Genomic DNA, 12,053 nt, shown 5'->3' with positions numbered 1-12,053 from the left:
CTCTTAATTCGGCCCCTCTGGCATCCTGAAAACACGACAAATCGGATAAGAAAGTGCTAAATTTGTGGTATTGTTGCGGCTTCCGGGCCTTATTGCCCCCGCTGGTTGCGCTAACGCAAACTTGGTTGCGCTAACTGCGCGGAACAGTCCTGTTCCTTCGGCTAAGCTGCGTGTTATAGGCCGCCCTACGCGTCAGACGGCGCACTGCGGAACTTGGCCGTTCGCAGGAATTTCGGGTCCCGGTCGCGGCAGCGGCGCGTTACGAAGCAGGAGCTCTAGGTATGGCAATTGGACGGGTTAACCCGACACATACGCTTGAAGATCAAGGAATTAGCGGGCTGGGCGAGGTGCATTACAACCTCATCGAACCTGCGCTGATCGAGGCCGCCCTCAAGCGCGACGAAGGCACCTTGGGCAAAGGTGGCGCGTTCCTCGTGACAACTGGCAAGTACACCGGCCGGTCGCCGAAGGACAAGCACGTCGTGCGCACGGACAGCGTTGCGGACAGCATATGGTGGGAAAACAACGCAGAAATGTCGCCCGAAGGCTTCGATGCGCTGTATGCCGACATGTTGTCCCACATGAAGGGCAAGGATTACTTCGTGCAGGATCTGTTTGGCGGCGCTGACCCGGCGCACCGACTGGATGTTCGCGTGGTCACGGAACTGGCCTGGCACGGCCTGTTTATCCGCCACCTGCTGCGCCGACCCGAGCGGGCGGAATTGGACAGCTTCGTGCCTGATTTCACGATCATCAACTGCCCCAGCTTCAAGGCCGACCCAGCCAAGCATGGCTGCCGGTCGGACACCGTGATCGCGTTGAACTTCGATCGCAAGATGATCCTGATCGGCGGTACCGAGTATGCGGGCGAGAACAAGAAATCGGTGTTCACGCTGCTGAACTACATATTGCCGGAAAAAGGCATCATGCCGATGCACTGTTCGGCCAACCATGCCGTTGGCAACCCGGTCGATACCGCTGTTTTCTTCGGACTGTCGGGCACCGGCAAGACCACCTTGTCGGCGGATCCGAACCGCGTGCTCATCGGCGATGACGAGCATGGCTGGTCGGATCGCGGCACCTTCAACTTCGAGGGCGGTTGCTACGCCAAGACGATCAACCTGAGTGCCGAGGCGGAGCCGGAGATTTTCGCCACGACCGAGAAATTCGGCACGGTGATCGAAAACATGGTGTTCGATCCCGAAACCTTCGAACTGGATTTCGAGGATGACAGCCTGACCGCGAACATGCGCTGCGCTTATCCGCTGGAGTTTATCTCCAACGCGTCGGACACGGCACTTGGCGGTCATCCCAAGAACATCATCATGCTGACATGCGATGCGTTCGGTGTGCTGCCGCCGATCACCCGCCTGACCCCGGCGCAGGCGATGTACCACTTCCTGTCCGGGTTTACGTCCAAGGTTGCCGGAACCGAGCGGGGCGTGACCGAGCCGCAGCCGACCTTCTCGACCTGCTTCGGGGCTCCCTTCATGCCGCGCCGGCCTGAGGCGTACGGCAAGCTGTTGCAGGAAAAGATCGCCAAGCATGGCGCGACCTGCTGGCTGGTGAATACCGGTTGGACCGGTGGGGCGTATGGCACCGGATCGCGGATGCCGATCAAGGCAACCCGCGCGCTTCTGACCGCTGCCCTTGACGGGTCGCTGGCGGACGCGACTTTCCGCAAGGACGCCAACTTCGGCTTCGACGTGCCCGTTACGGTCGATGGCGTGGATGCCAAGCTGCTTGACCCGCGCAGCACATGGGACGACCCCGCTGCCTACGACGCGCAGGCCCAGAAACTGGTGGAGATGTTCGCAGAAAACTTCGCGCAATATGTCCCCTACATCGACGAGGACGTAAAGGCCGTCGCGATCGGCTGACGCACAGCTTTCGCGGAACAAACCAAACCCCGGTCTCTGTGGCCGGGGTTTTGCGTTCGGCTCAGGCGTTGGCGTACTTGTCGCCGACCTCTTCGCGCAGCGGATGCGTGTCGTAATAGATCGCCATGCGTGCAAACCGGCCGTCCGGCGCGAAATGAAACAGATCGACACCCTCGAAGCTCAGGGTATCGCCGCTGGCCAGAGTCCAGTCGTACCGGAAGTGCCCCGCCGCCGAAGAAGCGTCGGCGTTCAGAAGAACATCAAAAACCTTCAGGTTGCTCCCGTTGGAAGCGGCTGCGAGCTTCGCAAAGAACGCGGGCGCTGCGACCTCTCCTAGAAACGGCGAGTGGACCATCGCGTTCTTCGCAAACAGCGCGACAATGGCCGACGTGTCTCCTGCCGTCAAAGCGGCGAAATACGCGTGGACCTGCGCGATCTTCTCGTCCGGTGTCATCGTGTCGGAACAGGCGTCTCGCCGCGGTAGTCATAGAACCCGCGCTGGGATTTTCGCCCAAGCCAACCTGCTTCGACGTATTTGGTCAGAAGCGGGCAGGGCCGATACTTGGTGTCCGCAAGCCCGTCATGCAGCACGTTCATGATCGCCAGACACGTGTCCAGTCCGATAAAATCTGCCAGTTCCAGCGGACCCATCGGGTGGTTTGCGCCAAGTTTCATCGACTCGTCGATGGACCGAACGTTGCCGACGCCCTCGTACAGAGTATAGACGGCTTCGTTGATCATCGGCATCAGGATGCGGTTCACGATGAACGCCGGAAAATCTTCGGCACTCGCGGCGGTTTTGCCAAGCTTCTCGACAACGCCGTGCAAGGCGGAATAAGTCGGCTCATCCGTTGCAATCCCCCGGATCAGCTCGACCAACTGCATCACGGGCACAGGATTCATGAAATGAAACCCCATGAACTTTTCCGGTCTGTCTGTGCGGCTCGCCAGCCGCGTGATCGAGATGGAGGATGTGTTGGAGGTCAGGATTGTCTCTGGCTTCAGATGCGGTTGCAGATCCTCGAAAATGGCTGATTTGACGGTTTCCCGTTCTGTCGCCGCTTCGATAACCAGATCAGTCTGACCGAGGTCCGACAGCGTCAATGTGGTCTTGATCCGTCCCATCGCGGCTTCCGCATCCTCAGCAGAAATCTTGCCGCGGCTGGCCTGACGATCGAGGTTCTTGCGTATCACGCCGATCGCGCGGTCCAGTGCATCCTGGCTGACATCGGTCAGCTGCACATCGAACCCGGAGAGGGCGAACACATGCGCGATCCCGTTGCCCATTTGCCCGGCCCCGATCACGCCCACTGATTTGATGTCCATCTTTGCCCCGCTTTCCATCTGTCGGCTGGAGTTTACGCAACGCCCGCTGCAAAGCGCAAGGCGCGAAGCCGGGCGGCGACACGATTAAAAGTTTCGGCAAAATAGAGACTTAGCGCTTCGTCAAGGCTTTGGGCCGAAATTGGTCATGGGTGAGTCTTAAACAAGGTGGGCGACCATGAGCTTTCAGCATCATGGCGCGGACGCAGTCTGTTATGCGCCGTGCTATTATAACGATATCAAGATGGCCTTTCGGGGGCCGAAGCGGGATCTGGACGGACCGTTCATTGCCTGCCTCGGTGGTGCGGGCATGTTCGGAAAATATGTCCCCCGTGCCCTGCCGGACGTGGTCGAAGCGGGCTCCGCCATGCCTGCCGTCAATCTGGGGCAGGTGAACGGCGGCGTCGATTTCATGGTCAGCCCCGAGATGCTCAGCGTTGCTTCGCGCGCGACCGTGACGGTGATTGATCTGGTCGGGGCACACAACCTGTCGAACCGGTTTTACCGTGTCCATCCACGTCGCAATGACCGGGTGATTGCCGCGACGCCGCTGATGAAGCGGGTGTTCCCGGAGCTCGATCTGTCGGATGTTCACTTCACGCGCCATTTGCTGACGCTGATGCAGGCCGTCGCACCGGCGCGCACTGAAACGGTCATCGAAGATCTGCGCCAGGAATGGCTGGAACGGATGCACGCGCTTGTCCGCGCGCTGCCGGGCCCGGTTATCTTGCTCTGGATGGGGGGCGGGCCCGTGCCGCAGAAAGCCGAAGACGCCACGGTGCGCATTCCATTCGTGGATGAGCAAATGGTCAGTGGTCTGTCCGGAACTGCCGCGGACCTTGTCGTGATTGACGGACATGACCTGCGGAAGGATCGCACCGGCATGGTCTTTCCGGACGATGCGCTTGCGCAGCTAGAGGCATTGCCCACAGCACACGAGGTCGCCTTTGCGGGCGAGCGCGTCTTGCACGCGCTGGCTCGCCATCTGCCGAAAGATGACGCCGTTCCACGCGCCCGACGTCGGCGGCGCTAGACACGGCAAAGGCCCGCTCAAGGCGGGCCTTTGGCATCAGATCAGGCTCTGGTCAGAGCTTTTCCATCAACTCCGGCACCGCATCGAACAGGTCTGCGACAAGCCCGTAATCCGCAACCTGGAAGATCGGCGCTTCTTCGTCTTTATTGATCGCAACGATGATCTTGCTGTCTTTCATGCCTGCAAGGTGCTGGATCGCGCCGGAAATCCCAACCGCGATGTAAAGCTCTGGGGCCACGACCTTGCCGGTCTGCCCGACCTGCCAGTCGTTCGGCGCATAGCCCGAGTCGACCGCCGCCCGCGACGCACCGACAGCGGCACCCAGCTTGTCGGCCAATCCTTCGATGATCGAGAACTGCTCTTCCGATCCCAAGGCACGGCCGCCGGATACCACGATACCAGCCGACGTGAGTTCGGGCCGGTCGCTTTCGGCCACTTTGTCCTCGATCCAGCTCGACAGGCCGGACGCGGCCGGCGCAGCCGCATCTTCGATCGGCGCAGAGCCGCCAACCGGCGCTGCGTCAAAGGTCGATGTGCGGAAGGTGATGACCTTTGTCGCGTCCGAGGATTTTACGGTCTGGATCGCGTTGCCCGCATAGATTGGACGCTGGAACGTGTCTGCATCGACCACGGCCACGACTTCTGAGATGACCATCACATCCAAAAGGGCCGCGACGCGCGGCATGATGTTCTTGGCATCCGTCGTCGCCGGAGCGCAGATATGCGAATAGTCGCCGGCGAGCCCAACAATCAGGTCTGCGGTGGTTTCAGCCAAACGGTGCCCAAGGCTGTCGCCCTCGGCCACCAGCACTTTGGACACGCCTTCGATGGTGGCGGCTTCGGCCGCGGCCTCCTTGGCGGACGCGCCCGCGCATAGCAGCGTCACATCGCCCAGGGCTTTTGCCGCTGTGACCGCCTTTGCGGTCGCGTCCATGGCAAGTGCGCCTGACGTGACTTCGGCGAGAAGAAGAACAGCCATTACACAGCCCCCACTTCTTTGAGTTTCGACACAAGCTCTTCGACCGAGCCCACCTTGATGCCGGCCTGGCGTTCTTCGGGCTCGGCGGTGCTGACCACTTGCAGGCGAGGCGCGACGTCCACGCCGTAATCCGCAGGGGTCTTCTCATCCAGCGGTTTTTTCTTCGCCTTCATGATGTTGGGCAGCGACGCATAGCGCGGCTCGTTCAGGCGCAGGTCGGTCGTGACGATCGCTGGCAGCTTGACTTCGATCGTCTGCAAGCCGCCATCCACTTCGCGCGTGACCTTGGCGGTGTCGCCTGCGACCTCAACTTCGGAGGCAAACGTGGCTTGCGACCAGCCAAGCAACGCCGCAACCATCTGGCCCGTGGCGTTCATGTCATTGTCGATGGCCTGCTTGCCGCAGATGATCAGGCCGGGTTGCTCTTCTTCGGCCACTTTGGCCAGAAGTTTTGCGACGGCCAGCGGCTCGATGTCCTGATGGACATCGTCGGCTGCGACGATCAGGATCGCGCGGTCAGCCCCCATGGCCAGAGCCGTGCGCAGCGTTTCCTGGGCTTGCTTCACTCCGATCGAAACCGCGACAATCTCGTCAACCGCGCCTTTTTCCTTCAGCCGGATCGCCTCTTCGACGGCAATCTCGTCGAACGGGTTCATGGACATTTTAACGTTGGCCAGATCGACGCCGCTGCCATCCGCTTTGACACGAACTTTCACGTTGTAATCGATCACGCGTTTCACAGGCACCAGGACCTTCATTTGCGCATCTCTCCTGATCAAGTCGGCGCTTCTCCGGGGAAGCGCGGGGAATTCATCGGTGTTGCAATACCTGAGCTAGGCGCGCGACAACAGAGGAAAAGCGCCGCAATGACGCATCCGACGCGGCGTTTTTCGACTTCGTTTCGCGGATCAGCGATTTGCCCCCGGCACCCAGAGCACATCCGCCTTGCCATCGTCATTGGCGATGCGCGAAGCAACGAAAAACCAGTCACTCAGCCGGTTCAGGTATTTCACCGCCGCCGGGTTGATCGCTTCCATGGTCGCAAGTTCCACGCTCAGCCGCTCGGCCCGGCGGGAGACGGTGCGACACAGGTGCAGATGCGCCGCCAGGGCAGAACCGCCGGGCAGGATAAACGACCGCAATGGTTCAAGTGCCGCGTTCATCTCGTCGATCTCCGACTCAAGACGCGCCACCTGCGCGTCCGTCACGCGAAGGGGCGGGTATTCGGACTCGGCGTCCTTCTCCATGTCCGGCCGGCACAGATCCGCGCCCAAATCGAAGAGGTCATTCTGGATCATCGCGAGGCGGTCATCCATCGCACCAGAGGCATGCATCCGGGCCAGTCCGACCGTCGCGTTTGTCTCATCCACGGTGCCGTAGGCTGTCACCCGCATCGAATGCTTGGCCACGCGCGCCCCGTTGCCGAGAGCGGTTTCGCCCGCGTCGCCAGTTTTCGTATAAATCTTGTTGAGAACGACCATGCCTATCCCTCACCACTCTGTCGCCGGACAAACACGAACAGCAGGATCAACAGCACGGCGATAAACTGCGCGTAAATACGCCAGCGCATCGCCTTGTTGGCATACTTCTTGTTGAAATCCCCGCCCTTGGCAAATCCGCCAATGCCGAACATCAGGATTGCCACAACCGCCAGCATTGCGAGCGCCATGACAAGGAAGAGCGGATCTTTCACCATGGTAGGTCCTTTGGTCGTCTGTCGTGTCTGGTCCGGCGCAACCTAAGGCGCGCGTTCGGAAAAGCGAAGGCGAGGATGGATTTTTTCAGCCCGCCTTGCGCAAAAGCCGGTCGAGGGCGCGGGTCGGCAGCAGCCTGCGTGCAATCCCCATGATGTACGTGGGCGTGGTCACATAGTAGCGCGGCCTTGGTCGGGGCGCTTCAAGCGCGTGGATCAGTTTCCGCGTCACGGCCTCGGGCGGCAGTTCGAACGGGTCTGGGCCGCCCTCTTCCTTGTAGAGCCGCTCAATCAGGCTGCCCTCATACTGCGCTTTGCGTGGAGAGGCGCGCCAATCGATCCAACGCTCGAAATGTGGGATGGAGTTTTGCCGGATGCGCGTCGTAATTGGGCCGGGCTCGATCAGAATAACCTCTATCCCGGTATCCTTCATCTCCAGCCGCAGAGTGTCGGTCAGCCCTTCCAGCGCAAACTTGGTGGAAACATAAGATCCGCGCCAACGCAGTGTGACAAACCCCAGAACCGAAGAACATTGGACGATCCGGCCGGCCCCCTGGGCGCGCATCACCGGAATCACCCGGCGCGTCAGTTCGTGCCAGCCAAAGAAGTTCGCCTCGAAATTGGCGCGGAGCGCGTCGGTCGGTATGTCTTCTACCGCCCCCGGAATCGCATGTGCCCCGTTGTTGAACAAAACGTCCAGCGTGCCGCCGGTGGCCTCCAGCGTCTCGGCCAGCCCGCTCTCGATGCTGGCGGAGTCGGTGTAGTCGATGCGGGGCGCGTTGAAGCCCTCTGCCGTCAGACGATCGCAATCGGCCTGCTGCTTGCAGGAGGCAAACACCCGCCAGCCCCGGTCCTGCAACGTGCGGGCCGCATCAAGTCCGATGCCGGACGAGCAGCCGGTGATCAAAACGGATTTGCTCATGCGGCGGACGCTAGGGCGCGCCCCGCCCGGCGGCAAGCGGCTATTTTCGTCTCCGCGCGCGTCGTCGCTTTACGCATCCGCGCTGCCCCGCTACACAGCATATACGAGCAGTTCGTCAGGCGACCCCAAAATGGACGAAAAAGAACAGGCGCTGACATCCGAACCCCTTCGCCGCGCCATCGGCGAACGGTATCTGCAGTATGCGCTGTCCACCATCATGCACCGGGCGCTGCCCGACGCGCGCGACGGGTTGAAACCGGTGCATCGCCGTATCCTGTTTGCGATGCGGGAACTGCGGCTCAGTTCTACCGGCGGCTTCCGGAAATCAGCAAAAATCTCGGGCGATGTGATGGGCAACTATCACCCCCATGGCGACGCCGCGATCTACGACGCGATGGCCCGGCTGGCGCAGGATTTCAACGTCCGGTATCCGCTCGTCGATGGTCAGGGGAACTTCGGTAATATCGACGGGGACAACCCGGCCGCCTCTCGCTACACCGAGGCACGCCTGACCGCCGCCGCCGAGGCCCTGCTCGAAGGTCTTAACGAGAATTCAGTCGATTTCCGAGACAATTACGACGGAACCCTGCAAGAGCCGGAAGTTCTGCCTGCCGCTTTTCCGAACCTGCTGGCAAACGGGTCGTCCGGCATCGCGGTGGGCATGGCGACGAACATCCCGCCCCACAACCTGGATGAACTGATCGCCGCTTGTCTGCACCTGATCAAGACGCCCGATGCCCGCGACGATACGCTGCTGAACTACATTCAGGGGCCGGATTTCCCGACTGGCGGCGTGATCGTGGAGCCTCCCGAGAGCATGGCGCAAACCTATCGCACAGGGCGCGGAGCGTTCCGGTTGCGCGCCCGGTGGCAGACAGAGGACCTGGGCCGCGGCCAATGGCAAATCGTTGTCACCGAAATCCCCTATCAGGTTCAGAAATCCAAGCTGATCGAGAAGATCGCCGAGATCATCCAGACAAAGAAGCTGCCCATCCTGGCTGATATCCGTGACGAAAGTGCTGATGACGTCCGCATTGTGTTGGAGCCGCGTTCCAAGAATGTCGAGGCAGATGTCCTGATGGCGCAGTTGTTCCGGTTGTCCGAACTGGAGACGCGCTTCTCGCTCAACATGAACGTTCTGATTGACGGACGTACGCCCAAGGTCTGTTCACTCAAGGAGGTGCTGCGCGCCTTCCTCGATCACCGGCAAGACGTGCTCTGCCGCCGCGCACGCCACCGGTTGGACAAGATCGACCACCGGCTCGAAGTCCTCGAAGGGTTCATCATCGCGTTTTTGAACCTTGATCGCGTGATCGATATCATCCGTTATGACGATGACCCCAAATCCGCGCTGTTGCGCGAGGATTGGGGGCGCAGCTTCGTCCGCGCCACGTCCGAGGCCGATTATGTGTCGCCGGCCCCGGGCGAGGGGGAACTCAGCGAAGTTCAGGTCGAAGCCATTCTCAACATGCGCCTGCGCAGCCTGCGCCGCCTCGAAGAGATGGAGCTTGTCTCCGAACGCGACGCATTGATGAAAGAACGCGCCGAGCTTGAGGATTTGCTGGCCGAGGAAAGCCTGCAATGGGCCCGCATCGCGGAAGAGTTGAAGGACATCCGCAAACACTTCGGCAAAGGGCACGCCTTCGGAAAACGCCGCACCGATTTCGCGCAGGTAACAGAGGTGGCAGAGGTCAGCCTTGAGGACATGATCGAACGTGAGCCGATCACGATCGTTTGCTCGAAAATGGGCTGGATCCGCGCGATGAAGGGGCACATTGCCCTCGATACCGCGCTCAAGTTCAAGGACGGGGACGAGGGACGGTTCATTTTCCACGCGGAAACCACCGACAAGGTGCTGGTGTTTGGCTCCAATGGGCGCTTCTATACCTTGTCCTGCGCCAACCTGCCGGGCGGGCGCGGCATGGGCGAGCCGCTGCGCCTGATGGTGGACCTTCCGAACGAGGCGGAGCTTGTGGACCTCATTCTTCACGATCCTGAACGCAAGCTGCTAGTGGCCTCGGACGCGGGCGATGGCTTCATCGTGCCCGAGGGCGAGGTTGCGGCCCAGACCCGTGCCGGCAAGCAGGTGCTGAACGTCAAAAGCCCCTACAAAGCCCTTTGCGCCAAGCCCGTGACCGGCGACACGATCGCGACGGTCGGCGAGAACCGCAAAGTGTTGATCTTCGGGCTGGATGAATTGCCCGAGATGACCCGCGGCAAGGGCGTTCGGTTGCAGAAATACAAGGACGGCGGATTGTCCGATCTGGCAACGTTCACCCGGGCGGACGGCTTGCAGTGGCTCGATGCGGGCGGACGCACGCGCACGGTCTCGGACCCCGACCTGGTGGAGTGGACAGGAAAACGGGCCAGCGCCGGGCGGATGGCCCCCCGCGGCTTTCCGCGCGACAACAAATTTACGTAGACGGGCAGTACCCTGAGGCGGAACATTACGAGGGCAGGCAAATGAAACAGGCAATCCAAGGCGTTATGCTCGCCACTGCGGCGCTGACACTGGCCGGGTGTGCGAACAATGCAGAACTGACCGACAAGGTCGATCTTGGCAATTTCGAGCTTGGTTTCGCGGTGGTTGTGGCGGACAACGCGCGCAAGGGGCCCTTCTCGCGCGATGCCACGCCGGAGCAGATCGAAGAGGCGGTTTCTGCCGAAATCGACCGCCGGTTCAGCCGTTACGAAGGCGGCAAAAGCTATCACCTGGGGGTCAGTATCGACGGATACATCATTGCGGAGCCGGGTATCCCGGTGATCGCGTCGCCCAAATCCGCGCTCTTCGCCTCCGTCACTCTTTGGGACGATGCAGCGCAGGCCAAGATGAACGAGGAACCCAAGCAGATCGTGGTTCTGGAGTCGTTTTCCTCCGATCTGGTTGTCGGCTCCGGCCTGACCATGGAGGCCGACGAGCAACTGGAAAACATCTCCCAGAATCTCGTGAAGGAGATCGAGGATTGGTTGAACAACCGTCCCGAATGGTTCGACGATCCGGTCGAAGGCGGGATCCCTTTCGATGAAATCCAGACCGAACGGTCGCGCGCCGAGGAGCTTGCCGCCGCAGGCATATCGGTACCCGGGCCGGAGGATACCCGCCCTGCGCCACGCCCTGACCAGGGCTGATGCGTGGGCCTGTGATCCGGCTGCGACAACCTGTGCAAGAGTGCTTGATTTTTCCTGCGACACTCAGTAGCTAGCCCGCGATTACACCAACGGGTCTGGAGGGACCCCCACAGCAAAGGCGCCTGGATCATGGCAAAGGAAAAGTTTGAGCGTACCAAGCCGCACGTTAACATCGGCACGATTGGGCATGTTGACCACGGCAAGACGACGCTTACGGCGGCGATCACGAAGCAGTTTGGCGACTTCAAGGCGTATGACGAGATTGACGGCGCGCCTGAGGAGAAGGCGCGCGGGATCACGATCTCGACGGCGCACGTGGAGTACGAGACGGACGCCCGTCACTACGCGCATGTCGACTGCCCCGGCCACGCCGACTACGTCAAGAACATGATCACCGGTGCGGCGCAGATGGACGGCGCGATCCTCGTGGTGAACGCCGCGGACGGCCCGATGCCGCAAACGCGCGAGCACATCCTGCTGGGCCGCCAGGTTGGCATCCCGAAGATGGTCGTCTTCATGAACAAGGTCGACCAGGTCGACGACGAGGAGCTTCTGGAGCTCGTCGAGATGGAGATCCGCGAGCTTCTGGAAAGCTACGAGTACCCGGGTGACGACATTCCGATCATCGCGGGCTCCGCGCTGGCCGCCCTCGAGGGGCGTGATCCGGAGATCGGCGAGCAGAAGATCGCCGAGCTGATGGCGGCTGTGGACGAGTATATCGACACGCCCGAGCGCGCGGTGGACCAGCCGTTCCTGATGCCGATCGAGGATGTGTTCTCGATCTCGGGCCGCGGCACGGTTGTGACCGGTCGTGTCGAGCGTGGCGTGATCAACGTGGGTGATGAGATCGAGATCGTCGGCATCCGCGACACCACCAAGACGACCTGCACGGGTGTGGAAATGTTCCGCAAGCTGCTGGACCGCGGTGAGGCGGGCGACAACATCGGCGCGCTGCTGCGTGGTGTGGACCGCGAAGGCGTTGAGCGCGGGCAGGTCCTGTGCAAGCCGGGCTCTGTGACCCCGCACACGAAGTTCGAGGCCGAGGCGTACATCCTCACCAAGGAAGAGGGGGGCCGTCACACGCCGTTCTTCGC

12 protein-coding genes are annotated in these 12,053 nt (G+C 61.2%); 5 read left to right on the top strand and 7 right to left on the bottom strand.

All coding sequences use genetic code 11. The features are described 5' to 3' along the window. Positions 1 to 281 precede the first annotated feature (281 nt). The gene (locus ACP15N_RS13055) at positions 282 to 1,880 is read left to right on the top strand and encodes a phosphoenolpyruvate carboxykinase (protein WP_425092748.1); all 1,599 of its coding nucleotides are present in this window, start codon (positions 282 to 284) and stop codon (positions 1,878 to 1,880) included. A gap of 61 nt (positions 1,881 to 1,941) precedes the next feature. On the opposite strand, the gene ACP15N_RS13050 is transcribed toward ACP15N_RS13055, so the two are convergent. Then, positions 1,942 to 2,334 (bottom strand): nuclear transport factor 2 family protein, encoded by a 393-nt coding sequence (locus tag ACP15N_RS13050; RefSeq protein ID WP_425092747.1) that lies wholly within the window; start codon positions 2,332 to 2,334, stop codon positions 1,942 to 1,944. Then, on the bottom strand, positions 2,331 to 3,206 hold the full coding sequence (locus ACP15N_RS13045; protein WP_425092746.1) for a 3-hydroxybutyryl-CoA dehydrogenase: 876 nt from the start codon (positions 3,204 to 3,206) through the stop codon (positions 2,331 to 2,333). The genes ACP15N_RS13050 and ACP15N_RS13045 overlap by 4 nt, the downstream gene beginning before the upstream one ends. Before the next feature lie 175 nt (positions 3,207 to 3,381). Between ACP15N_RS13045 and ACP15N_RS13040 the strand changes: the two genes are divergently transcribed. Further along, the gene (locus tag ACP15N_RS13040) at positions 3,382 to 4,236 is read left to right on the top strand and encodes a DUF6473 family protein (protein WP_425092745.1); all 855 of its coding nucleotides are present in this window, start codon (positions 3,382 to 3,384) and stop codon (positions 4,234 to 4,236) included. Between the two features lie 52 nt (positions 4,237 to 4,288). On the opposite strand, the gene ACP15N_RS13035 is transcribed toward ACP15N_RS13040, so the two are convergent. From ACP15N_RS13035 to ACP15N_RS13015, 5 genes are all read right to left on the bottom strand, one after another. Continuing rightward, a complete protein-coding gene (locus ACP15N_RS13035; RefSeq protein WP_425092744.1) occupies positions 4,289 to 5,215 on the bottom strand; it encodes an electron transfer flavoprotein subunit alpha/FixB family protein in 927 nt (308 codons plus the stop codon). Beyond that, complete coding sequence (locus ACP15N_RS13030; protein WP_425092743.1) at positions 5,215 to 5,973, bottom strand: electron transfer flavoprotein subunit beta/FixA family protein; 759 nt, start codon at positions 5,971 to 5,973, stop codon at positions 5,215 to 5,217. Before ACP15N_RS13030 ends, ACP15N_RS13035 begins: the two co-directional genes overlap by 1 nt. 150 nt (positions 5,974 to 6,123) lie before the next feature. Next, positions 6,124 to 6,696, bottom strand: a complete 573-nt coding sequence (locus ACP15N_RS13025) for a cob(I)yrinic acid a,c-diamide adenosyltransferase (RefSeq protein ID WP_425092742.1) — start codon at positions 6,694 to 6,696, stop codon at positions 6,124 to 6,126. Positions 6,697 to 6,698: 2 nt separating this feature from the next. Further along, positions 6,699 to 6,911 carry a twin transmembrane helix small protein gene (locus ACP15N_RS13020; protein ID WP_425092741.1) on the bottom strand — a complete coding sequence of 71 codons (213 nt, stop codon included), beginning with the start codon at positions 6,909 to 6,911 and terminating at the stop codon, positions 6,699 to 6,701. 85 nt (positions 6,912 to 6,996) lie between these two features. After that, entirely contained in the window at positions 6,997 to 7,830 is an 834-nt protein-coding gene (locus ACP15N_RS13015) for an SDR family NAD(P)-dependent oxidoreductase (protein ID WP_425092740.1), read from the bottom strand. A gap of 130 nt (positions 7,831 to 7,960) precedes the next feature. On the opposite strand from ACP15N_RS13015, the gene ACP15N_RS13010 reads away from it, so the two are divergent. The 3 genes from ACP15N_RS13010 to tuf all read left to right on the top strand — a co-directional run. Beyond that, entirely contained in the window at positions 7,961 to 10,252 is a 2,292-nt protein-coding gene (locus tag ACP15N_RS13010; protein ID WP_425092739.1) for a DNA topoisomerase IV subunit A, read from the top strand. Between the two features lie 41 nt (positions 10,253 to 10,293). After that, a complete protein-coding gene (locus tag ACP15N_RS13005; RefSeq protein WP_425092738.1) occupies positions 10,294 to 10,959 on the top strand; it encodes a hypothetical protein in 666 nt (221 codons plus the stop codon). A gap of 129 nt (positions 10,960 to 11,088) precedes the next feature. Next, the coding region (tuf, locus tag ACP15N_RS13000) for an elongation factor Tu (RefSeq protein ID WP_425092737.1) at positions 11,089 to 12,053 on the top strand (965 nt) is incomplete at its 3' end.

This window comes from Tropicimonas sp. S265A (assembly GCF_049800835.1).
Taxonomy (GTDB): Bacteria; Pseudomonadota; Alphaproteobacteria; order Rhodobacterales; family Rhodobacteraceae; genus Dinoroseobacter.
Note: the sequence above shows the minus strand (reverse complement) of the source record. Positions and strands in the feature narration are given on the sequence as shown.